The following is a 20,904-nucleotide window of genomic DNA, read 5'->3' on the forward strand; positions in this document are numbered from 1 at the left end:
CCTGTCTTGCCGCTGTACACGGCAAACCTAGGCACAATCCGGGCAAGTTGCTAGGGGGGAATACCCGGCCGTTTCGCATCCGCAGAACCGCAGGTCAGGCCACCCGGTCGCGCGGCATCCGGTTCCACAGCACGTCGGCCTGCAATTCGAACGCATCGCGGCCGGTTTTCGCGCCGGATTTGCGCGCGCAGACCTCGAACGCCTCGCCGATGGCGGTCAGATGGGCCAGATACCGGCGCCGCGCCCGAAACCGGTCCCCGGTGCTCCACGCGACCTGCAACGAGGCGTTCTCGCGCCGGATCATCTCGACAAGGGTGGTGACGGGCTTGCGCAGGCGGCGCATTCCGGCACCGTCCTCGCCAAGCGCCCGGATAAGCCCCATGACGCCCATGTGCAGCGCCTCGAAACGGCGGGTGACCTCGGCATCCCCAAGGTTGGCAATTTCGGTGGCCAGCTCTTCGAATTTGGCATCAATCCGCATCAGCGTCTCGGAGGTGCTGGGCTGAAGCCGGTGCAGATCGACCGGATCGTCCGTCGCGCGCAGCGCCCCCGGCTCTCCCTTGTCCTTGCGCGGGTCCATACCGAAGGCGGCGATCCCCAGCGCGGTGGCCAGCAGGCCCAGCAACGCCGGCGCATACAGCGCATCGAAATGGTGCCCTGCCAGCAGCGCCACCATCAGCCCGATCAACGCCGCCCCCACAGCCTTGCGCGGCACCTTCGGGGCGCGCGCGGACCCGGCCCGATCATAGGCGTTGCAGATCTGCTGACCGCGATGGATCAGCCGAAGCGCCACGAGGAACAGCGCCAGAAGCAGGATCGCGGTAAAGACGGCGACTCCCCTGCCCTGAAACAGCAGCAGAAAGACCGGAAAGGAGGCAAGGAACAGAACGCCCAGCGCGGAATCCAGCGGGCCCAACGAGTCGTCGTTGGGCGCCATCCGTGCCCTGGACATACCTTTGGCCACATCCCACGCCATGTCTGTCGCAAGGCCGGTGGTCATACCCTTGCTCGACTTGTTCGCCGGGGTCTTCGTCATGCCCAGGTTTCCCTTACTTGCCGCGACACAGACAGGTCACAGGCGGGTCACAAGAAATAGCTCAACGCGAAGATCATCACCCACAGCGCCGCAAAGCACAGTGTCGCGGCGGGCTTGCCGGTGTGGCGCATGCGATTTGCCGCGCCATTCAGCGCGACATAGGTATCACGGGCAACCGTTCGCAGGCTCCCCAGGACAAGCGCCGTGGTGGCGGTCAGAATCGCAAAGGCCAGGATCGTCGTCATCATGCAACCGATGCTGAGGTCGAATCCGGGCGAAAAAGCGGCGCCGCCCGGGAAATTCCGCGAAATCTTCATCAAGGTTACCAAACCGTTAAGATCTACGGCTCAGCGTCACGGCGCTTTCGCGGGCGGCTTGCGGCGGCGCGTCGGGGTCGGACGGTCGGGCCTGGCGCCTTCCAGCCCAAGCTGGTCGCGCAGAACCTTGCCGCGGATTTCCTGCACCTCGCCTGCTTTCAACTGCCCCAGCTGGAATGGCCCGTAGGACACGCGGATCAGCCGGTTCACCGTCAGGCCGATGTCGGTCATGGCGCGGCGGATTTCGCGGTTCTTGCCCTCGCGCAGGCCGACGGTCAGCCAGGCATTCGCGCCCTGCTGGCGGTCGATCACCACCTGCATGGGCTGGAACGACTGCCCGTCCACGGTGATTCCGGCGCGCAGCGGGGCGAAGGTGTCGTCGGTGGGCCGGCCGTTGACGCGCACGCGATAGCGGCGCAGCCAGCCGGTCGAGGGCAGTTCGAGCCGCCGCTTGATGCCGCCGTCGTTGGTCAGCAGCAACAGCCCCTCGGAATTGAGGTCAAGCCGCCCGACGGTCACCACGCGGGGCAGATCTTCGGGAAGCCTGTCAAAGATCGTCTCGCGCCCCTGTTCGTCGCGGGTGGTCGTCACAAGGCCGACGGGCTTGTAATACAGCCACAGGCGGGCGTCTTCCGGGTCTGCCACGGGCTTGCCGTCGACGGTGATGTCATCGCTCGGCAGCACGTTCAGGGCTGCGCGCTCGATCTTGATCCCGTTCACGGTGACGCGCCCGTCTTCGATCATCTTTTCGGCGTCGCGGCGGCTGGCGATCCCGGCCCTCGCGAGCACCTTGGCGATGCGCTCGGGCACGGCGGGCGCATCGCTGCCGGGCTGTGAAGCGGGTTGTACGCCGGGCCGGGGTGCGGTTTTGGGGCCCGCCTTTGCGCCGGGCTTGAAGGCCGGTCTGGCACCTGCCTTTGCGCCGGTGTGACCGGGCTTCTGGCCGGACTTGAACCCTGGCTTGCCTCCTGGGCTGGCAGCCGGTTTCAGGCCGGATTTGGGACCGGATTTGGGGCCAGTCTTCGGGCCAGTCTTCGGGCCGAAGTTGCGGCCGCTTCCGACGCGGGCCGAGGGCGGGCCGGAGCGGCCGCTGCGAGGGGGCTTGGGTGTCATGATCGCCCCATACATCAAGCGCCCCGCGCTGGGAAGCGTCTCGCCAAGCGCGGCGCGCTCGGATATGCGAAAGGGCATGACTTTTCGCAGCCATATGGACGCGGCCCTTGAACAGGCCCGCGCCGCCGCCGCCCGCGGCGAGGTGCCGGTGGGGGCCGTGGTCGTCTCGCCCGGCGGGGCGATCATCGCCGCCGCGGGGAACCGCACCCGCGAGCTGAGCGACCCCACCGCCCACGCCGAAATCCTTGCGCTGCGCACCGCCTGTGCCGCTGCCGGGTCCGAACGGTTGCCCGGACACGCGCTGTATGTGACGCTCGAACCCTGCCCGATGTGCGCCGCGGCCATCTCTTTCGCCAGGATCGCGCGGCTTTGCTACGGCGCGGCAGATCCCAAATCGGGCGGTATCGCGCAGGGGCCGCGCGTTTTCAGCCATCCGCAATGCCATCACGTCCCAGACGTGTACGACGGCATCGGCGCCGCACCCGCCGAGGCGCTGTTGCGTGATTTCTTCAGGGACAGACGGACATGCTGATTCTGCTGAACAAACCTTTCGGCGTGCTGTCGCAGTTCACCGACAAGGGCAACGCGGGCAGCCCGCGCCCCACGCTGTCGGATCATGTGACTCTGCCGGGGGTCTATCCTGCCGGGCGGCTGGACCGGGACAGCGAGGGGCTGTTGCTGCTGACCGACGACGGGCGGCTTCAGGCCCGCATCGCCCATCCGAAATTCCGCAAACCCAAGACCTATCTCGTGCAGGTCGAGGGTGACCCGACGGAGGCGGATCTAAAGCCGCTGCGCGAGGGCGTCACCCTCAGGGACGGGCCGACGCGCCCCGCCACGCTGCGGCGCATCCCGACCCCCGATCTGTGGGCGCGCGTGCCCCCGGTGCGGTTTCGCAAATCCGTGCCCGATTGCTGGATCGAGATCACCCTCACCGAGGGGCGCAATCGGCAGGTGCGGCGCATGACGGCCCATATCGGGCTGCCCTGCCTGCGGCTGGTGCGCTGGTCGATCGGCGACTGGACGCTGGACGGGCTGGCGCCGGGGCGGTGGCGCGCGCTCTGATCCGACACCGGCGCCGGGTGGCACGGGCCGGCCTGCCTCCGGCGGGAGTTTGCCTGGCGAGATGAATGGGGGCGACGCGCCTAGGCCCGGTCGTCCTTGGGCGAGCCCATCACCACATAGGATGTGATGGCGTTCACCTGGGGCAGCGTGCCGAGCACTTCGGTGTGAAAGTGCTTGTAGGCGGCAAGATCCGCCGCTTCGATCCGCAGCAGGTATTCCACGTTGCCGGTGATGTTGTGACACTCGCGCACTTCGGGCGCGCGGGCGATGGCACGTTCAAACGCCTCTTGCGCGGTTTTGGTATGGGCCGACAGACCCACCGTCACATAGGCGACAAAGCCCACGCCGGTCTTTTCCGGCGACAGCACCGCGCGATAGCCCCGGATCACGCCCGATTTCTCAAGATTCGCCATGCGGCGCAGACAGGCCGAGGGGGACAGGCCCACCCGATCGGCCAGGGCAAGATTGCTGATGCGCCCCTCCCGCTGAAGGGTGCGCAATATCCTGCTGTCTGTTTCATCCAAGGCGCTCATAAATTGTGTAATAGCACAAATCCAGGCGCATTTCGCAAGGTTCATTCGAAAAATCCGAGGCATTAATTGCGCCATGACACCTGATCTTCTTGTTGGCCTTGCCGCCTTTACATTTGTCACCGTCATCACGCCGGGGCCAAACAACCTGATGCTGCTGGCGTCGGGAGCCAACTACGGCGTGCGGCGCAGCCTGCCCCACATGGCCGGGGTCGCGCTGGGCTTTCCGGGGATGGTTTTGCTGGTCGGTGTCGGCGTCAGCCGGGTCTTTGACCACTTTCCGCTGCTGGGGGACGTGCTGCTGGTGGTGTCCGGCGTCTATATGCTGTGGCTCGCCTGGAAGATCGCCCATGCCGCGCCGCCTGCGCGGAGCACGGAGTCCGCCGGGCGCCCGCTGACCTTTTTGCAGGCCGCCGCGTTCCAGTGGGTCAACCCCAAGGCGTGGTCGATGGCGCTTGCGTCCATCGCGTTATATGCCGCCAGCAGGGAGCTGCCTGCCATCCTGTGGATTGTCGCGGCCTATGTGCTTTCGGGGATCGTGTCGACCACCACATGGGCGGTGCTGGGGCGGCAGTTGCGCCGCTTTCTGTCCAACCCGCGGCGCTTGCGCGTGTTCAACTGGACCATGGCCGTGCTTCTTGTGGCGTCGCTCATCCCCGCGCTTGTCGCCTGAGCCGTGTTGCATCCCGCCCTGCCAGACGCCATATAGGCCGCGCGAAACAGGGGTTCCCACGGCATGACGCAATATCTCGACTTCGAAAAACCGCTCGCCGAAATCGAAGGCAAGGCGCAAGAGCTGCGCAACATGGCGCGCGCCAACGAAGAGATGCATATCGAGGATGAGGCCGCCGCGCTGGATCGCAAGGCACGGGATCTGCTCAAGGATCTGTACAAAAAGCTGTCGCCCTGGCGCAAATGCCAGGTGGCGCGGCACCCCGACCGGCCCCATTGCAAGGATTACATCGAGGCGCTGTTCACCGAATACACCCCCCTTGCCGGGGATCGCGGGTTTTCCGACGATCACGCGGTGATGGGCGGGCTGGCGCGGTTCAACGACCGCCCTGTCATGGTGATCGGCCACGAAAAGGGCAACAACACCCAGACCCGCATCGCGCGCAACTTCGGAATGGCGCGCCCCGAGGGGTATCGCAAGGCGATCCGCCTGATGGACATGGCGGACCGCTTTGGCCTGCCGGTGATCACGCTGGTGGACACGCCCGGCGCCTACCCCGGCAAAGGTGCCGAAGAGCGCGGCCAGTCCGAGGCGATTGCCCGTTCGACCGAGAAATGTCTGCAGATCGGCGTGCCTTTGGTGTCGGTCATCATCGGCGAGGGCGGATCGGGTGGCGCTGTTGCCTTCGCCACGGCCAACCGGCTCGCCATGCTGGAACATTCGGTCTATTCGGTGATCTCGCCCGAGGGCTGCGCGTCGATCCTGTGGAAGGATTCCGACAAGATGCGCGAAGCCGCCGAATCGCTGCGTCTGACGGCGCAGGATCTGCTCAAGCTGGGCGTGACGGACCGGGTGATCCCGGAACCGCTGGGCGGCGCGCACCGCGACCGCGCCACCACCATCGAGGCGGTGGGCAAGGCGATCACCGCGATGCTGACCGAGATGGACGACCTGAAGCCCAGGGCGCTGGTCAAGGCGCGGCGTGACAAGTTTCTGACCATCGGGGAAAAGGGGCTCGCGGCGTAACCCGCCCGGCCCTGTTTTTGGCCCGGTTCCGACCCCGATGTCAGCCCGGCTCGCGGGTCAGCGAATCTCGTCCGTCCAGACCACGAACTCCCTGAGCTCATTCGCTCCGAAGGAATGCAGCAAGGGCACATCCGCCGCATCGCGCCCCTGCGCGACCAGCACGCGCCCGATCCGGGGGGTATTGTTGCGTGCGTCAAACGTCCACCAGCGGTGCCCCAGCCAAACCTCCATCCAGGCCGCGAAATCCCCCGGCGGATAGGGCGGCGTCGTTCCGACATCGCCCAGATAGCCGGTGCAGTACCGCGCCGGAATATTCATGCAGCGGCACAGCGCGATGGCCAGATGGGCGAAATCGCGGCAAACGCCTTCGCCCGCGGCATGGGCGCCTGCGGCCCCGCGCGTCGCATCCGCCTTGAGATAGTCGAACCGGATGTGGTTGTGCACATAGTCGCAGATCGCCTGCACCCGCGCGGCCCCCGACGGCACGGAGCCGAACAACGACCAGGCGATGTCGGACAGCAGGTCGGTTTCGCAATAGCGGCTGCCCAGCAGGTACACCAGCGTGTTGTCGGGCAGGTATTCCACCGGCACCTGCGGCGCCTCGCCCGGATGCGCATCGACCGCGCCGCTGACGCGGATGATCGCGTCGGTGGACAGCGTCAGGTCTCCGGCGGGCGCGACGAAGCGCGTGCACCAGTTGCCGAACCCATCGCGATAGGCTGTCAGCGGCACGCCGGGCGCCGTTACCACATGGTCGGGCTTTTCCAGATCGCTGATTTGCGAAAAATGCACGTTGAGCAACGCGATCATGGGGGTCGGTTGGGGCAGTTCCAGGCGGAACCGGCAGCCGAGTCTCAGCCTGATGTCAGGGGGCGTCACGAAATACCTCGGGTCGGGGAATGGGATGCGGCGGGCCGGTTGGTCGGCAATCAGTCCTTGTCCTTGCGGGTGTGGCGGGACCACGGCTTGCGCGTCTCGGCGCCGACCGGCCCATAGGAATCGTCAAAGATCGACCGCTTGGCGCCGGGTTCACGGGACGACCCCGTCGGTTTCAGCTTGCTCTCTCGAACGGGGGCCTTGGCGGCATCTGTGGGGGTGTCGGGGGTGTCGGGGGTTTTCATCTTTCGTCTCCTGTTGGTGGTCGCCATGCGGTCGGGGTCACGCATGGGCTTTGCAAACGAAAGTCCCCGCAGCGGTCGGGAGCCCGGGTCGGACCGGGTGACGTGGCCGAGGTCTGGCCCTGTCTTCTGGCCTTTTCTTCTGGTCCTGTTTTCCGGTCCGGTATCTTGGCTGGCGCCATTCCGGTCACCCGGCGGGTCGCTACGGGCGGTGGACTGGAAAAACGAGCGTGCGCGCGGCAGGCCCCTTTCGGTGAACTGCGCAGACGATTGCGCGGATGGCTGCCGTGACCAGCCCCATCTATGCGCCCATTTGCCGTCAATAGCGAGTCCGCACGTCAAAGAAAGACCAGTGGTCGCTTCGCAGGCGCGTGGTTTGGCATCATGGTATCCCGCGCATTAAGCACAACGGATCCTTAATGACGATATGGCATCCCTTGACCATTCACAAGGGAGCCAGAATGGAACCGCAAAACAGAGTGGGCGTGGCCCAGTTGACGAACCTCGCGCTGCAAGGCGTGGATTTGAACCCGCTGCGATGCCAGTTGTTGCGCAAATGCATCGAAGGCGAAGACCACGCCGCCGCGCTGATGGATCTGTCGGTCATAGATCAGCTGTACGGAGACCTTGAAAGAGGTCTGGCCTGGCAGGCACGCGCGTTTGAAACCTGCACGCTGTTTCGCACGGATCGCGGCCGTACAGGGGTAAAGACGCTGCTTGTCTTCGCCCTGCCTGTCGACATCGGCAGCAACACGCCCATCGAGTTTCTTGTCACCAGTGACGAATTCGAGATCGTTACCTGCTATCTCAACCACGACTCCGCGGGCGGGGCGACGGCCGCGCTGCCCGATCATGACGTGGCCTTTTGCGCCGCCCCGGCCGATGCCGAAGACGCGCTGCGGTTCTCGCAGACCATCCGGCGGGCGCTGGCGGGCTCGGGCACCAAAGTGCTGAACCTTCATGACCCATCGGTCGACATCAGCAGGCTGTCATTGCAACATCAGCTGCCCCGGATGGACGGGCTTAGGCTGCCCGCGGCGGTATCATGCGATCGCCCGACGCTGACGCAGCTCGGCCCGCGACCGTGGCACGGTACACCCTTGCAGCCGCTTGGCGACTACCCTGTCGTCATCCGCCCGGTCGGATCGCACGCCGGGCGCGGCCTTGAAAAGCTCGACAACGCCGATGACATGGCGTCGTATCTGGCGCGGCAGGACGACGCAGAATTCCATCTGGGTCAGTTCATCGACTACGCGTCCCCCCATGATGGCCGGTTCCGCAAATGCAGAATCGCGTTCATCGACGGGGTTCCCTACCCTTGCCACCTGGCAATCGCCGAACGCTGGGACGTCTGGTACACCAACGCCCGCATGGAAGAGTCCGCCGAAAAACGGGCCGAGGAATCCGCCTTTCTCGATGCGTTCGACCATGATTTCGCACGGCGACACGCCGCCGGTCTGGATGCCATCGCCGACAGCATCGGGATGGATTACTTCGGCATCGACTGTGCCGAGGACAGGCATGGCAATCTCGTCGTGTTCGAGGCGGACAATTCGCTCATCGTGCACGACCTGGAATGCAAGACCACGTTTCCCTACAAGGGAAAACACATGCAGCGGGTTTTTTCCGCTTTCGAAGACATGCTGAGGCGGGCCTGCAAACCCAGCTGACGACGACGGGCCGGCATTCTCCGCAGCGCGAGCAACGCCGGCCCGACCCGCCGAAACGACCCGGTCTGCCCACTTGACCGTTCAGTGCCCGCGCGGTCGACGCGACGATCGGCTGCGCACCACGGCACGGGGCCAGCCGTCCGGGCGCAAAGGGCGCGGGCCGGCCGTCATGACCGGCTATACTGCGCCTGCACGCCCGGTCCCAAAGGTCGTGAGACGCGTCGTCATGGGCTCAGCCCCCTGATGCGTTCCGGCCGCGCCCGGCGTCGGCTCTGATCATCTGCCCGGTGATCCACGATGCCTTGCCCGACAGAAGGAACGCGGGCGAAATCGTCTGCCGTGACGTCGGCGACCGGGGCGCCGGCCCCCAAGTTCGACCCCCAGTTCCGCCCCCAGTTCCGCCAGCCGCGCGGCGTCGCGGCCCGCCGGATGCGGTGCGCCACCGTCGGCGTGCAAGGCGCAGACGGTGGCGGACCCGATACCTCCCCAGCTCGGAATCCTGGACCTGATAGTCACGGTGTCTTGGAAAAATCCCGGCGGGGGTGCAACTTTGGGCGCGCCGGGATCGTCTCTTGAGCAAACAGCGGAGACATCCCATGCAGCTTTTCACTCTTTATGCCGCCACGATCGTCATTTTTCTGGTGATCGATATGGTGGGCATCAGCACGATCATCAAACCGATCTTTCAGCGCCACGTCGGCGACATGATGGCCGACCCGCTGAGGCTCGGGCCTGCGGCGGCATTCTATCTGTTCTATGTCGTCGGACTGTTGTGGTTCGTCTCGGTGCCCGCCATGGCCGAAAACAAGCCGGTGCAGGCGCTGTTGGGCGGCGCGTTGCTGGGGTTGATGTGCTATGGCACCTATGAATTCACCAACCTTGCCACTCTGCGCGGCTGGTCGTGGAACCAGGTCATCGTCGACAGCCTCTGGGGGGCGGCGCTGACGGGTGGCTCGGCCTGGGCCGGGCTGATGGTGACGCGCTGGATTCATGGCTGAGGCGGGGGCAGGCGGGGGCGCGTTCGGGGACGCAGCAGGGGCACCGCCGCCAGCATCAAAAGCGCCGCGGCGCACAGCGCGATGACGGGGACGTTGGCGATGTCCAGATTGGCGATCAGCACCCCGGCATAGGCCCACCCGACCCCCAGACCGAACGCCGTCGCCCGGGGGCGGTACCACAGCACCGCCCCCGCGAGTCCCGCCAGAAACGTCAGAAGCAGCAGGGCCGCGCCTTGCGTGTTGATCACGCCGTAACCGCCAAGCACCACAGCCACAGCGATGCAGGCGACCGAGGTCACCCATCCCGCGTACAGCCCCACCGGCCACAGCGCGGCAGGCTGGCGTGGCGCGCGCAACAGCGCCTCGATGGCGGCGGCGGCCATGAAGACGATCATCACCGCGGCCATCAGCGGTTGCAGCCCTGCAACGGCGATCCACGGCGTACCGATACCGGCGCTTAGCATCAATGGCAGGCGCATCGGCTGCCAGAGCGGGTCATCCGCGGGGCGCAACACCCCCCGGATGGCGCTTGCGACCAGCAACGCGAACACCGGCCCCCAGATGGAAAACGCCCAGCCCACCGGCAGCACCGGCCAGCGCGATTGAACCAGCGGAAACTGCGTCGGAACGAACCCGGCAAAACCTCCGGTAAGGAGGGGCGAGGCCGCGAAACTGGTGCACAGCACCAGCGTCAGGGGCGCGCGCCAACCGGTCATGCCGCCAGGCGTTTCAGCAGCGGCAGCGACAGAGCGTAGGGCAGTTTGCGCAACAGCTTCAGCACCAGGGTCAGCCGGCGGGGAAAATGCACCTCGAACCGCGTGCCGTCCAGCCCCTTGACGATACGCGCCGCGGCGTCGGCCGGCTGCATCAGGCCGGGCATCCTGAAATCGTTCTTTTCGGTCAGGCGCGTGTCGACAAAGCCGGGGCTTATCATGCGCACGCGGATGCGCGGCGCCAGTTCGTTACGCAACGTCTCGCACAGGTTGATGACGCCTGCCTTGGATGCGGAATACATCTGCCCCTGAGGCAGGCCGACATACCCCGCCACGGATCCTGTCAACACGAGCTGTCCGCCGTCGCGCAACAGCGGCGCGGCGGCGCGCGCGAACAGGAAGCTGCCGGTCAGGTTCACCGTGACGAGGTGCGCCGCCGTGTCGGGGTCGATGTCCAGCACCTTGCCCGGATCGTAAAGCGCGGCAAGGCTGATGGCCCGGTCCAGCGGGCCACCGGCAGCGATCTGCTCGCTTGCGGCGTCAAGACTGGCCCGATCGGCGGTATCGACCGCGATCACCTCGGCCCCGCCGATTTCCGCCGCCAATTCGATCAGCGGCTGTTCCGAACGCGCCGAGAGCACAAGCCTCGCGCCGCGCCTGGCATAGGCGCGGGCCAGGTCGGCGCCGATGCCGGTCGATGCGCCGACGATCCAGATCCGTTCGCCCGGCGTCCCGTCAGACATGGGCAAGCCGGTACTGATATACATCCGTGCGGCCGACATCGAAGGCGGCGATGCAGGCGGCAAGATAGAACCGCCAGACCCGGATGAAGCTTTCGTCAAAGCCCAGCGCGCGCACGTCGCTCAGGCGCGATTCGAACCGGGTCAGCCAGACGCGCAGCGTTTCGGCGTAGTCCTGACCAAAGCGATGCGCGTCCTCGACCCGAAGCCCGGCGCGGTTGGCCTGCGCGCCAAATGCGGTATGCGTCGGCAGCATGCCGCCGGGAAAGATGAAGCTGCGGATCATGTCGCCCCCCTGACGGTAGCGATCGAAATGCGGCTCGCCCACGGTGATGGTCTGGATCATCGCGCGCCCCTTGTCCGACAGCACCTCGCGCAGCTTTCCGAAATAGGTCGGCCAGTAGCGCTCGCCCACCGCTTCGAACATCTCGATCGACACGACGCTGTCATAGCGGCCCTGTTCATCGCGATAATCCTGCAAGGCGATCTCGGCCCCCTGCCCCAGACGGGTGCGGGCGAATGCGGCCTGTTCGTGGCTGAGCGTCAGCCCCTTTGGCGCGAAATCTCCGCGGTCCAGCGCCCGCTCGGCGAAACCGCCCCAACCGCAGCCGATTTCCAGAACCCGGCCCGACCCAGCGCCCAGCCCATCCAGAATACGGTCGTATTTGCGTTGCTGCGCCGACACCAGCGGGTCTGCCGCCATGGCATCCTCGGGGGCGTAAAGCGCCGAGGAATAGGTCATCGTATCGTCCAGCCACAGCTGGTAGAATGCATTGCCCAGATCGTAATGCGCCTGGATGTTGCGGCGCGATCCCCGGCGGGTGTTGGCGTTGACCATGTAAAGCGCCCGGATCATCAGCGCCTGGACCGGATGACCGTAGAGAAACGGCTCGACGGCTTCTTCGTTGCGCAACCCGAAGGCGAGGAACGCGGCCAGGTCGCTGCTGTCGCACCACCCGTCGCGGTAGGCTTCGGTCAGGCCGATGTCGCCCCTGGCGGCCGTCGCCACCACGGCGCGCCAGTCGGTGACGGTCATGTCGGCGTCGGGGCCGGGCTGGGCGCCCTCAAAAACATGCGTCTTGCCGTCTGGCAACGTCAGCGTGATCCGGCCGTGGCTGATACGGTCCATGCAGCCCAGAAGCTTGCGTTCCATCTTGCGTTCAAACATCGCGTTCTACCCTGTCGGTGGCCTCGGAACTCCTTTGGTCCATCTGCCTGGGTCTGGATCTAAACTTCGCGCCGCGCAGGGCAAGTTTCGCGGCCTGCCAATGGATCAGTGCCATGATCTTTTGCGCCTGAAACGGGTGTTTTTGCGCGGCCCGCGACAACACGCGCGGTGTCAGACGCCGGGCCGGCCCCGCCAGAGAGGTCTGAAGCCCAGTCTGCCCGTCCGCGCCAACCCAGTCGACCCAGGCGCCGAACCGGCCCGGACCGGAATCGAAGCGAAACACATAATGTCCGTCGCGCGGCAGAAAGGGCGAGACGTGAAAGACCTTGCGCCCGGAGATCCGGTCGGAGCGGTCGATGGGGCGGTTGTCGGGATGGTGGCAGAGGTAAAAATGATGTTCGCCAAAGGTGCTGGACACCTCGGCCAACACCGCGCGCAGGCCGGACCCATCGCGCGCCAGCCAGAAGCTGACCGGGTTGAACCCGTAGAACGGGCTGCGCGGCATGGTGACCAGCGTGCCCTCGCAATGCGCCAGCCCCAGCGGCGCCAGCACCTTGCGCAGAAAGGCGCTGGGGGCGCTGCCGTCGCGGGCGCCGTGATCGCGCAGCCGCACGGACCAGATGCCCGCGCCGTCCGGCGTGATCGGCAGGTGGCCTTCTTCGAACCCGTTCAGAGGCAGCGCAAGGTAGCACGCGTCATAGCGAAACTGCCGTCCGACGCGACCCGACCGGGCGTGCCAGACATGCGCGTCGATCAGCGCCCCGTGCCACAGACTGGTCATTCGGCGGCCTCGCGAAACGGGTCCATGCGTTCACTGGCCCAAGGGTCGGCACCAAGCGGCCAGTCGATGCCCATGGCCTGCGCCACGCGCAGGGCCGACAGCACGCCGTCTTCGTGAAAGCCATAGCGTGTCCAGGCTCCGGCGAAATACACACCCCCGCGCCCCTGAATGCTTCCCAGCCGGGACTGGGCGCGAACGGCGGCCGCGTCGAACTGCGGGTGGTGCAGGGTCGCCTCGTCATGGATCTGATCCGGCTCGTGTTCGGGGTTGAGCGTCACGATCAGCGGCCTGTCGGTGCCCAGCGGTTGCAGCCGGTTCATCCAGTAGCTCAGGCTGATCGGCGCTTCCTTCAGCATCTGATCGTGCCGGGTGACATAGTTCCACGATGACCAGATCGACCGGGTGCGCGGCAGGAACGAGACATCCGAATGCAGCACCATCCGGTTGGGTTCGGCGCGAAAGGCCGACAGGATGCCGCTCTCTTCGGCGTCCGCGTCGCGCAGCAGGGCCAGCGCCTGGGGCGCATGGGTGGCCAGCACGACGCGGTCAAAGCAATCATCCCCCGCGCCGCTGGTCACGACGATGCCGTCCAGACCGCGTTTCACGGCAAGCACCGGGCTGTTCAGCTTCACCTCGGCCCGCGTGGCGTCCAGAAGCGCCGCCACATAGCGCGCCGAACCGCCGCGCACCGTCATCCACTCGGGCTGATCGTCAACCGTCAGAAGCCCGTGGTTTTCGAAGAACCGCACAAAGGCCGTGGCGGGAAAATCCAGCATGTCGCGCGTCGGCATCGACCAGATCGCCCCCGAGATCGGCATCAGGAACCGATCGCGGAAATCCGCGCCCAGCCCGAGGCGCGACAGCATATCCCCGATGCTTTCGCCGTCGCGCACCTGGGATGTCGCCTGTCGGAAGAACCGCAGCGTGTCGCGGATCATCCGCCAATGCGACAGATCCAGCAGTCGCCGCTTCTGGGCGAACATGTCCAGCGGGCCGGTGGTGCCGTATTCCAGCGCGCCATCATCGAAACTGGCCGCAAAGCTCATGTCGCTGGGCGCAAGATCGACCCCGAGATGCTCCAGCAGCGGAATGAACAGCGGATAGGTACGCCGGTTGCAGACGATGAACCCGGTGTCCACGGCCACGCCATCCACCTGCCGCGTGCGGGCATGACCGCCGGGCATGGACGCGGCCTCGAACACGGTCACATCCTGATGCGGCGCCAGCAGCCAGGCGCTCGCCAGCCCCGAAATACCGCTTCCGATCACGGCCGTCCTGATACGCTTGGTTGTCACCCTTGCCTCGCTCTGCCAATGTCATGATGAAAGAGACGAGAGCCGCGCGGATAAAGTTTCAGCTTTTTCGCAATCGCGACGCAAACCGACAGGCAGAGAGCGCCGACCCGTGCCCGAAATCCCCACCGAAGACCTGTCGAATCTGCTGGCCCGGATCGCCCTGCGCGACCGGGCGGCGTTCAGGGCGCTTTACGATGCCACCGCGCCGAAACTGTTCGCCATCTGTCTGCGCCTGCTGCGCGACCGGCGCGAGGCCGAAGACGCCCTTCAGGAGGTGTTCGTCAAGATCTGGCACCGGGCAGACCGGTTCGCATCCGGCGTGTCGCGACCGTCCGCCTGGCTGAACGCCGTGGCGCGCAACCACGCCATCGACCGGCTGCGCCAGATCCGCTCGCCCCATACGGATCTCGACATCGCTCATGGCTTCGCCGATCCGTCTTCCGGCCCCGAAGCGCTGGCGATCAACAGCGACGACGGGCGGCGCATCGACGATTGCATGGGCCGTCTTGCGCCCGAACGGGCCGAGGCGATCCGCCTTGCCTATGTCGAGGGCGAAAGCTATCTGGACCTGTCCGAACGCTATCAGGTTCCGCTGAACACGCTGCGCACCTGGCTCCGGCGGGGCCTCTTGCAATTGCGCGACTGCCTCGGGCCAGCGTCGTGATGCCGGTGTCCGACGACGACAGCGCCCTTGCGGCCGAATACGTTCTGGGCGCGCTCGATCGGTCCGAACGCCGCGACGCACAAAACCGTATCGCGACAGACCCCGCCTTTGCCGCCGAAGTCGCCGCGTGGGAAGCCCGGCTTGACCCGCTTCTGGATCGGGTCGCCCCGCAAACGCCCCCCGCCCATGGCTGGGCCGCGCTGGAAACCCGGCTGTTTGCCCCACCTGACGATCCGCGCCCGCGATCCGCCTGGGCATGGCTGGGCATCGCATCGGGGCTGTCGACCGCGCTGCTGGCGGCGGTGCTCTGGCTGGGCGAGCCGATGCAACGGGCGCAGGGGCCGCTGTGGATCTCGGATCTCGTATCCGACGACGGCAGCGTGCGGCTGGCGGCGCTGTACGATGCGGCACGGGGCGAGATGCGCGTCTCGGTCGGCGGCGACGCGCCCGCGCCGGACCGCGATTTCGAACTGTGGATGATCGCGGGGGGCGGCGCTCCGGTGTCGCTCGGGGTGATGCCGCACACGGGTTCTGCCGCCATGGCCATCCCCGAGGATCTGCGCGCCGAGATGGTCGGTGCCACCCTTGCGATCACCGAAGAACCCGCGGGCGGCGCCCCCGGCGGACAGGCCACCGGGCCGGTGGTCGCGACCGCCCTTTTGCGCCGGATCTGACGCACCCGCGCCCGTAGGCAATTTTACGCAGGCAATCACACGAATGTTTCTGGGGCCTGTCCTGTGCCATCCTTTCCATCGTTGCAGTGGACGATGCAAAGATGTCCCGTCATAGCGCCTTTCCCCGCAACACTGGTATTTTTGTCAGTAATTTCCTGGCGCTAGTGAGTGGGCGCCGATAGCTTTGAATTTTGAAACAAATGCCGGCGCCTGGTATCCCCACTCGGCGTCGGCTCTTTTTGTCCGGGGCGGCGCAGAACATCCGCGCTTTTGACCGGGCGATGCCCGAGGCCTCTGGTCATTCGCGGCAACCGGGGTCAAAGCTCGACCGATGGATTTGTGGATCGCCGTCACCCTCGCCGCTGCCTTGTTCCAGACCTTGCGCTTCATGCTGCACAAGGTGCTCAGCATGGGCACGCTGACCTCGACCGGGTCGACCTTTGCGCGATTCGCCTATGCCATGCCGCCCGCGCTTGCGTTCACCGCAACCTGGATGCTGGCCACTGGACAGCACTGGCCCGCGCTGAATGCCACCTTCTGGGCCTATGCGCTGGTCGGCGCGCTGGGGCAGATCCTTGCCACCATCTGCGTCGTCGCGCTGTTCCGGCAACGCAATTTCGCAGTCGGCATCACCTTCAAGAAGACCGAAGTCGTCCAGACCGCGATTCTGGGCCTGGTCTTGCTCGGCGAGACGATCACGCCGCCTGGCTGGGGCGCCATCCTGATCGGTCTGATGGGCGTGCTGCTGCTGTCCGACACGCCGGGCCTGACGGGATCGTTCCTGCGCCGCATCGCCGGCCGGGCGGTGGCGCTGGGGCTGGCCTCGGGACTGTTCTTTGCGGTTTCGGCAGTGGGCTACCGGGGCGCATCGTTGCAGATCGCCGCCGACGACCCGGTGATGCGCGCCGCCGTGACCTATACCTGCGTCGTCGTCAGCCAGGTCATCGCCATGGCCCTGTGGCTGCGCCTGCGCGAGCCGAGACAGATCGCGGCCGTATGGTCCGCGCGCCGGGTCGCGGTCTGGCTTGGGCTGACCTCGATGCTGGGCAGCTTGTCGTGGTTCACCGCCTTCACGCTGCAAACCGCCGCCTATGTGCAGGCGCTGGGGCAGGTCGAGCTGATCTTTTCGCTCGCCGCTTCGGTGTTGTTCTTTCGCGAACGGATCACGCGTCGCGAACTGACCGGCATCGGCTTTCTGGCGCTGTCGATCCTGGTACTGGTTCTGGTGCTCTGACAACTTGCACACCGCCCCCGCGGATGCGATGACCCCGCAACCAGCAGGAGACCGCAATGCCCTTCACCCTTGCCACCTGGAACATCAACTCGGTCCGCCTGCGCGAGCCGCTGGTGTGCCAGCTTCTGGAACAGGAGTCGCCTGACGTCCTGTGCCTTCAGGAATGCAAAAGCCCGGTCGACAAGATCCCGCTGGAGGCATTCCGCGCGCTTGGCTATACCCACATCGTCGCCCGCGGGCAAAAGGGATACAACGGCGTTGCCATCCTGTCGAAACAGCCCATCCGGGACATGGGCGATCAGGATTTCGCCACGCTCGGCCATGCCCGCCACGTCGCGGCGGAACTGGAAAACGGCGTTACGATTCATAACTTCTACGTTCCCGCCGGGGGCGATGTGCCCGACCGCGCCGTGAACGAGAAATTCGGGCAAAAGCTGGATTACCTGTCGGACATGCGCGACTGGTTCCGGGCCGAGCCGCCGCGCAAGGCGATCCTGGTGGGCGATCTGAATATCGCCCCGCGTGAAGACGACGTGTGGTCCCACAAGGCGCTGCTCAAGGTGGTTTCCCACACCCCGATCGAGGTCGAGGCGCTGGCCGAGACCCAATCCGCCGGCGCCTGGGTCGACATCACCCGGCAGGACATCCCCGAGGGGCAGCTTTACAGCTGGTGGTCCTATCGCGCCCGCGACTGGGATGCCGCCGACAAGGGCCGCCGCCTGGATCACGTCTGGGCCACGCCCGACATTTCATCCGCCGCGCACGGCAGCCGGGTTCTGCGCGCGGCGCGCGGATGGGAAAAACCGTCGGATCACGCACCGGTCTTTGCGACCTTCGATCTGTAGCTTGCGCGGGCGCGCGGGCTCTGCCAGACAGGGCGGGGCGTGGTATTGACGCGCGCCCCGATCGTGCGGATGCGGCGCATCCATGGCGCGGTCGGAACCCGCAGCCCGCTGACTTCGTTGATCCCGGCCCCAACGAAAGCCCTCCATGCTCCCTGACCTGCGCATCCTGTGGTCCGTGGCCATCGCCATCCTGCTGCCGCTCGGGGTCGCCGTCGCCATCTGGCGGGTGCTTGCCAATGCGCGCACCCCGCAGGGGTCGGTCGCCTGGGTGACCTTTCTGCTCGCGGCGCCATGGTTCGCCCTGCCGGCCTATCTGTTCTTTGGTCATCACAAGCTGCACGGCTACAAGAAACGCCGCCGCATCAGCCATCAGGTCATGAAGAAATTCGGCGGCTACGCGCGCAAGGTGGAACCCAGGGAAGCGTTGCCCGAACATGCCGCCTTTGCGCGGCTGGCAGAGATGCCGGTGACCGGATGCAACAGCCTGCGCCTGCTGGTGGACGGCGACGAAACCTTTGGCGCCATTCATGCCGCCATCGACCGCGCCCAAAGCTATGTGCTTGTGCAGTATTACACGATTGTCGCGGACAGCACCGGCGATGCGCTTGCCGACAGGCTGATCGCTGCCGCGGCGCGCGATGTCGATGTCCGGCTGATCTATGACGGGGTGGGCAGCTACGGGCTTGACCACCGCTACATCGACCGGCTGCGAAAGGCGGGCGTCGTGGTGGTGGATCCGCGCGGCGCGCGCGGGCCGACCTCGCGGTTTCAGCTCAACTTTCGCAACCACCGCAAGACGGTGATCGTTGACGGCGTCGAAGGTTTTACCGGCGGGCTGAACATGTCCGACACCTATCGCGGCCTGAACGCCAAATCCGGGCCGTGGCGCGACACGCATCTGCATCTGCAAGGCCCCGCCGTGGCGCAGTTGCAGCTGTCCTATGTCGAAGACTGGCACTGGGCGACGGACGAGGCGCTGGGAACCCGGCTGAACTGGATGCCCGACCCCGAAGAGGGCGGCGCCGATGCGGTCGTCGTGCCGATGGGTCCGGTGGACGAGCTGGACACAGGGTCGCTGTACTACGTCACCGCCATCGCGCAGGCCCGACGCCGGGTGTGGATCGCGACCCCCTATCTGGTGCCCGACGGCGAAGTGCTTGCCGCGCTGAAATCGGCGGCACTTCGAGGCTGCGACGTGCGTATCCTGCTGCCCGAGGGGCGCGATCACTGGTCGACCTGGCTGGCGGCCTTTTCCTATTTCGACGAGCTGCGCCTTGCCGGGGTGGCGATCTGGCGGTTTCAGGCGGGGTTCATGCATCAGAAGGTCATTCTGGTGGATAACGCACTTGCGGGTGTCGGGACGGCAAACCTGGACAACCGCTCGTTCCGGCTGAATTTCGAAACCATGGTGACGGTGTTCGATGACGGGTTCTGCCAGCGTGTCGCGGCCATGCTGGACAAGGATTTCGCCAGCGCCACGAATCTTGTCACATCGCTTGACGACCAGCCGTTGTGGCTGCGCGTCGGCGCGCGGGCGGCGCGTCTGCTGGCCCCTGTCCTGTAGGAGAGCGCATGAAGATCGCAAGCTACAACATTCGCAAGGCACTGGGAACCGACCGGCGGCGCGATCCGGCGCGGGTGCTGTCGGTGCTGAACGGGATCGGGGCGGATGTGGTGCTGCTGCAAGAGGCCGACCTGCGGCTTGGCCCGCGGCCCACCGCCCTGCCGCGGTTTCTGATTTCGCAGGAAACCGATTACAAGGTCGCGGATGTGGCCATCAACGATGTCAGCCTGGGCTGGCACGGCAACGCGGTGCTGGTGCGAAAGGGGCTGGCCTGCCCGCGCACCGAACGCCTGCCCCTGCCCGGCCTTGAACCGCGCGGCGCCGTGCTGGTCGAGGTCGACGGGCTGACGTTCGTGGGCGCGCATCTGGGACTCATGCGGCGCTACAGGCTGTTGCAGATGACAAAGATCCGCGAGCACCTCAGGGGGCGCGAGGCGCTGGCGCTGATCGCCGGGGATTTCAACGAATGGTCGGACGTGCGCGGCTATGAGCCGTGGGAGGGGCATTTCAACCTGTGCCTTCCGGGACGCAGCTATCACGCGCGCCGCCCGGTCGCGGCGCTGGACGGCATCGCGCACGGTACGGGGCTGGACATCACCGCGATGGGGGTCGATACCGGGCCGCTGGCGCGCACGGCGTCGGATCACCTGCCGATCTGGGCCGATCTGGAACGGGTCGCGACCGAGCACCGCTCTTGCAACCCGCCTCCGCATGCGCCATCTGTCAATCCGATATGACCGCAAGCAGCCGAGGGATATGACATGCTCGAACTGGGTGGACAGGCGCCGGCGCCTGCAAAAGACCTCATCAAGGACGTGACCGAAGCCGATTTCATGGCCGAAGTGGTGGACCGCTCGCAAGAGGTCCCTGTCATCGTCGATTTCTGGGCCCCCTGGTGCGGCCCGTGCAAGACACTGGGCCCGGCGCTGGAACAGGTCGTGACCGAGGCACGCGGCGCGGTGGTCATGGCCAAGGTCAACGTCGATGAAAGCCAGATGATCGCAAGCCAGCTGCGCGTCCAGTCGATCCCGACTGTCTATGCGTTCTACAAGGGTCAGCCGATTGATGCCTTTCAGGGCGCGTTGCCCGCGTCCGAGCTGAAGGCTTTTGTCGACAAGGTGATCGCCGCTGCGGGCGGGGATGCCTCGGGCGGGCTGGACGCCGCCATCGAGGCCGCCGAGGAAATGCTGGATCAGGGCGCCGCCTCCGATTCCGCGCAGACCTTTGCCGCCATCCTAGAAGAAGACCCGGCCAATGCCCGTGCGTACGGCGGTTTCGTGCGCGCCTATATCGCGCTGGACGATCTGGACCAGGCCGAGGCGATCCTGAACGGCGCCCCCGCCGACATCAGCACCGCCCCCGAACTCGATGCCGCCCACGCCGCGCTGGAGCTGGCCAAACAGGCCGCCAATGCCGGTCCCGTGGCCGAGCTGAGCGCTGCCGTCGATGCCGATCCCGCGAATCTGTCGGCCCGGTTCGACCTGGCGCAGGCGCTTTATGCCCATGGCGACGCGCAGGGCGCGGTCGATCAGTTGCTCGACATTTTCCGCCGCGATCGCGAATGGAACGACGGCGCCGCCAAGACGCAGCTTTTCACCATTTTCGACGCGCTCAAGCCCAACGATCCGGTGGTGCTGAACGGGCGTCGGAAACTCAGCTCGTTGATATTTGCCTGACGGG

Annotated in this window: 24 protein-coding genes; 13 read left to right on the forward strand and 11 right to left on the reverse strand. The window is 66.1% G+C overall.

The features are described from left to right. Positions 1–94: 94 nt before the first annotated feature. The 3 genes from ATI53_RS03110 to ATI53_RS03120 all read right to left on the reverse strand — a co-directional run bounded on the left by ATI53_RS03110 (position 95) and on the right by ATI53_RS03120 (position 2,163). Positions 95–1,036: a hypothetical protein gene (locus ATI53_RS03110; protein ID WP_111549705.1), complete on the reverse strand. Its 942-nt coding sequence runs from the start codon at positions 1,034–1,036 to the stop codon at positions 95–97. Between the two features lie 47 nt (positions 1,037–1,083). Then, positions 1,084–1,284: a hypothetical protein gene (locus ATI53_RS03115; RefSeq protein ID WP_034453626.1), complete on the reverse strand. Its 201-nt coding sequence runs from the start codon at positions 1,282–1,284 to the stop codon at positions 1,084–1,086. 105 nt (positions 1,285–1,389) lie between these two features. Then, the gene (locus ATI53_RS03120) at positions 1,390–2,163 is read right to left on the reverse strand and encodes a pseudouridine synthase (protein WP_051989544.1); all 774 of its coding nucleotides are present in this window, start codon (positions 2,161–2,163) and stop codon (positions 1,390–1,392) included. A 379-nt stretch (positions 2,164–2,542) separates the two neighbouring features. On the opposite strand from ATI53_RS03120, the gene ATI53_RS03125 reads away from it, so the two are divergent. Next, a complete protein-coding gene (locus ATI53_RS03125; protein ID WP_034453595.1) occupies positions 2,543–2,998 on the forward strand; it encodes a nucleoside deaminase in 456 nt (151 codons plus the stop codon). Continuing rightward, positions 2,992–3,531 (forward strand): pseudouridine synthase, encoded by a 540-nt coding sequence (locus ATI53_RS03130; RefSeq protein WP_009506989.1) that lies wholly within the window; start codon positions 2,992–2,994, stop codon positions 3,529–3,531. Before ATI53_RS03125 ends, ATI53_RS03130 begins: the two co-directional genes overlap by 7 nt. A gap of 80 nt (positions 3,532–3,611) precedes the next feature. Here ATI53_RS03130 and ATI53_RS03135 read toward each other — a convergent pair whose 3' ends face one another. Then, positions 3,612–4,064 carry an Lrp/AsnC family transcriptional regulator gene (locus ATI53_RS03135; protein WP_034453594.1) on the reverse strand — a complete coding sequence of 151 codons (453 nt, stop codon included), beginning with the start codon at positions 4,062–4,064 and terminating at the stop codon, positions 3,612–3,614. A 73-nt stretch (positions 4,065–4,137) separates the two neighbouring features. On the opposite strand from ATI53_RS03135, the gene ATI53_RS03140 reads away from it, so the two are divergent. Further along, a complete protein-coding gene (locus ATI53_RS03140; RefSeq protein ID WP_009506987.1) occupies positions 4,138–4,734 on the forward strand; it encodes a LysE family translocator in 597 nt (198 codons plus the stop codon). Positions 4,735–4,797: 63 nt separating this feature from the next. Continuing rightward, the gene (locus ATI53_RS03145; protein WP_111549706.1) at positions 4,798–5,760 is read left to right on the forward strand and encodes an acetyl-CoA carboxylase carboxyltransferase subunit alpha; all 963 of its coding nucleotides are present in this window, start codon (positions 4,798–4,800) and stop codon (positions 5,758–5,760) included. 57 nt (positions 5,761–5,817) lie between these two features. On the opposite strand, the gene ATI53_RS03150 is transcribed toward ATI53_RS03145, so the two are convergent. Together ATI53_RS03150 and ATI53_RS03155 are read right to left on the reverse strand one after the other, a co-directional pair. Continuing rightward, entirely contained in the window at positions 5,818–6,570 is a 753-nt protein-coding gene (locus ATI53_RS03150) for a transglutaminase-like domain-containing protein (RefSeq protein WP_009506985.1), read from the reverse strand. A gap of 119 nt (positions 6,571–6,689) precedes the next feature. Continuing rightward, entirely contained in the window at positions 6,690–6,881 is a 192-nt protein-coding gene (locus ATI53_RS03155; RefSeq protein ID WP_111549707.1) for a hypothetical protein, read from the reverse strand. Positions 6,882–7,339: 458 nt separating this feature from the next. Between ATI53_RS03155 and ATI53_RS03160 the strand changes: the two genes are divergently transcribed. Continuing rightward, complete coding sequence (locus ATI53_RS03160) at positions 7,340–8,548, forward strand: ATP-grasp domain-containing protein (protein ID WP_111549708.1); 1,209 nt, start codon at positions 7,340–7,342, stop codon at positions 8,546–8,548. A 596-nt stretch (positions 8,549–9,144) separates the two neighbouring features. Next, complete coding sequence (locus tag ATI53_RS03165; RefSeq protein WP_009506982.1) at positions 9,145–9,546, forward strand: DUF2177 family protein; 402 nt, start codon at positions 9,145–9,147, stop codon at positions 9,544–9,546. Here ATI53_RS03165 and ATI53_RS03170 read toward each other — a convergent pair. From ATI53_RS03170 to ATI53_RS03190, 5 genes are read right to left on the reverse strand one after another with little or no spacing between them, the layout of a single operon-like run. Continuing rightward, positions 9,537–10,262, reverse strand: a complete 726-nt coding sequence (locus ATI53_RS03170) for a TspO-related membrane protein (protein WP_111549709.1) — start codon at positions 10,260–10,262, stop codon at positions 9,537–9,539. The two genes, ATI53_RS03165 and ATI53_RS03170, sit on opposite strands and share 10 nt — an antisense overlap. Beyond that, positions 10,259–11,002, reverse strand: coding sequence for an SDR family NAD(P)-dependent oxidoreductase (locus tag ATI53_RS03175; RefSeq protein ID WP_009506980.1), 744 nt, complete (start codon positions 11,000–11,002; stop codon positions 10,259–10,261). Before ATI53_RS03175 ends, ATI53_RS03170 begins: the two co-directional genes overlap by 4 nt. After that, on the reverse strand, positions 10,995–12,167 hold the full coding sequence (locus tag ATI53_RS03180) for an SAM-dependent methyltransferase (protein ID WP_111549710.1): 1,173 nt from the start codon (positions 12,165–12,167) through the stop codon (positions 10,995–10,997). The genes ATI53_RS03175 and ATI53_RS03180 overlap by 8 nt, the downstream gene beginning before the upstream one ends. After that, on the reverse strand, positions 12,160–12,948 hold the full coding sequence (locus ATI53_RS03185) for a DUF1365 domain-containing protein (protein ID WP_111549711.1): 789 nt from the start codon (positions 12,946–12,948) through the stop codon (positions 12,160–12,162). The genes ATI53_RS03180 and ATI53_RS03185 overlap by 8 nt, the downstream gene beginning before the upstream one ends. Continuing rightward, a complete protein-coding gene (locus tag ATI53_RS03190) occupies positions 12,945–14,216 on the reverse strand; it encodes an NAD(P)/FAD-dependent oxidoreductase (RefSeq protein WP_111549712.1) in 1,272 nt (423 codons plus the stop codon). The genes ATI53_RS03185 and ATI53_RS03190 overlap by 4 nt, the downstream gene beginning before the upstream one ends. A 136-nt stretch (positions 14,217–14,352) precedes the next feature. Here ATI53_RS03190 and ATI53_RS03195 point away from each other — a divergent pair, with 136 nt between their 5' ends. The 7 genes from ATI53_RS03195 (at position 14,353) to trxA (ending at position 20,900) form a co-directional block, all read left to right on the forward strand. Beyond that, complete coding sequence (locus tag ATI53_RS03195) at positions 14,353–14,907, forward strand: sigma-70 family RNA polymerase sigma factor (RefSeq protein WP_111549713.1); 555 nt, start codon at positions 14,353–14,355, stop codon at positions 14,905–14,907. Beyond that, complete coding sequence (locus ATI53_RS03200; protein WP_111549714.1) at positions 14,907–15,581, forward strand: anti-sigma factor; 675 nt, start codon at positions 14,907–14,909, stop codon at positions 15,579–15,581. Before ATI53_RS03195 ends, ATI53_RS03200 begins: the two co-directional genes overlap by 1 nt. A 331-nt stretch (positions 15,582–15,912) precedes the next feature. Continuing rightward, complete coding sequence (locus tag ATI53_RS03205) at positions 15,913–16,815, forward strand: EamA family transporter (protein ID WP_009506974.1); 903 nt, start codon at positions 15,913–15,915, stop codon at positions 16,813–16,815. 56 nt (positions 16,816–16,871) lie between these two features. After that, positions 16,872–17,660, forward strand: coding sequence for an exodeoxyribonuclease III (locus ATI53_RS03210; protein ID WP_009506973.1), 789 nt, complete (start codon positions 16,872–16,874; stop codon positions 17,658–17,660). 145 nt (positions 17,661–17,805) lie between these two features. Beyond that, positions 17,806–19,224, forward strand: coding sequence for a cardiolipin synthase (gene cls, locus ATI53_RS03215; protein WP_009506972.1), 1,419 nt, complete (start codon positions 17,806–17,808; stop codon positions 19,222–19,224). A gap of 8 nt (positions 19,225–19,232) precedes the next feature. Continuing rightward, on the forward strand, positions 19,233–19,961 hold the full coding sequence (locus ATI53_RS03220) for an endonuclease/exonuclease/phosphatase family protein (protein WP_009506971.1): 729 nt from the start codon (positions 19,233–19,235) through the stop codon (positions 19,959–19,961). 24 nt (positions 19,962–19,985) lie between these two features. Beyond that, positions 19,986–20,900: a thioredoxin gene (gene trxA, locus ATI53_RS03225; RefSeq protein ID WP_111549715.1), complete on the forward strand. Its 915-nt coding sequence runs from the start codon at positions 19,986–19,988 to the stop codon at positions 20,898–20,900. The last annotated feature ends 4 nt before the right edge of the window (positions 20,901–20,904 follow it).

It is taken from the genome of Salipiger aestuarii, from assembly GCF_003259905.1.
GTDB classification, from domain to species: Bacteria; Pseudomonadota; Alphaproteobacteria; order Rhodobacterales; family Rhodobacteraceae; genus Salipiger; species Salipiger aestuarii.

Bases quoted from the DNA above. Each gene is read 5' to 3' on its own strand.
- ATI53_RS03110 (WP_111549705.1), bottom strand. From the start codon at position 1,036: ATGACGAAGACCCCGGCGAACAAGTCGAGCAAGGGTATGACCACCGGC.
- ATI53_RS03115 (WP_034453626.1), bottom strand. From the start codon at position 1,284: ATGATGACGACGATCCTGGCCTTTGCGATTCTGACCGCCACCACGGCG.
- ATI53_RS03125 (WP_034453595.1), top strand. From the start codon at position 2,543: ATGACTTTTCGCAGCCATATGGACGCGGCCCTTGAACAGGCCCGCGCC.
- ATI53_RS03130 (WP_009506989.1), top strand. From the start codon at position 2,992: ATGCTGATTCTGCTGAACAAACCTTTCGGCGTGCTGTCGCAGTTCACC.
- ATI53_RS03135 (WP_034453594.1), bottom strand. From the start codon at position 4,064: ATGAGCGCCTTGGATGAAACAGACAGCAGGATATTGCGCACCCTTCAG.
- ATI53_RS03140 (WP_009506987.1), top strand. From the start codon at position 4,138: ATGACACCTGATCTTCTTGTTGGCCTTGCCGCCTTTACATTTGTCACC.
- ATI53_RS03145 (WP_111549706.1), top strand. From the start codon at position 4,798: ATGACGCAATATCTCGACTTCGAAAAACCGCTCGCCGAAATCGAAGGC.
- ATI53_RS03150 (WP_009506985.1), bottom strand. From the start codon at position 6,570: ATGATCGCGTTGCTCAACGTGCATTTTTCGCAAATCAGCGATCTGGAA.
- ATI53_RS03155 (WP_111549707.1), bottom strand. From the start codon at position 6,881: ATGAAAACCCCCGACACCCCCGACACCCCCACAGATGCCGCCAAGGCC.
- ATI53_RS03160 (WP_111549708.1), top strand. From the start codon at position 7,340: ATGGAACCGCAAAACAGAGTGGGCGTGGCCCAGTTGACGAACCTCGCG.
- ATI53_RS03165 (WP_009506982.1), top strand. From the start codon at position 9,145: ATGCAGCTTTTCACTCTTTATGCCGCCACGATCGTCATTTTTCTGGTG.
- ATI53_RS03170 (WP_111549709.1), bottom strand. From the start codon at position 10,262: ATGACCGGTTGGCGCGCGCCCCTGACGCTGGTGCTGTGCACCAGTTTC.
- ATI53_RS03175 (WP_009506980.1), bottom strand. From the start codon at position 11,002: ATGTCTGACGGGACGCCGGGCGAACGGATCTGGATCGTCGGCGCATCG.
- ATI53_RS03180 (WP_111549710.1), bottom strand. From the start codon at position 12,167: ATGTTTGAACGCAAGATGGAACGCAAGCTTCTGGGCTGCATGGACCGT.
- ATI53_RS03185 (WP_111549711.1), bottom strand. From the start codon at position 12,948: ATGACCAGTCTGTGGCACGGGGCGCTGATCGACGCGCATGTCTGGCAC.
- ATI53_RS03200 (WP_111549714.1), top strand. From the start codon at position 14,907: ATGCCGGTGTCCGACGACGACAGCGCCCTTGCGGCCGAATACGTTCTG.
- ATI53_RS03205 (WP_009506974.1), top strand. From the start codon at position 15,913: ATGGATTTGTGGATCGCCGTCACCCTCGCCGCTGCCTTGTTCCAGACC.
- ATI53_RS03210 (WP_009506973.1), top strand. From the start codon at position 16,872: ATGCCCTTCACCCTTGCCACCTGGAACATCAACTCGGTCCGCCTGCGC.
- cls (WP_009506972.1), top strand. From the start codon at position 17,806: ATGCTCCCTGACCTGCGCATCCTGTGGTCCGTGGCCATCGCCATCCTG.
- ATI53_RS03220 (WP_009506971.1), top strand. From the start codon at position 19,233: ATGAAGATCGCAAGCTACAACATTCGCAAGGCACTGGGAACCGACCGG.
- trxA (WP_111549715.1), top strand. From the start codon at position 19,986: ATGCTCGAACTGGGTGGACAGGCGCCGGCGCCTGCAAAAGACCTCATC.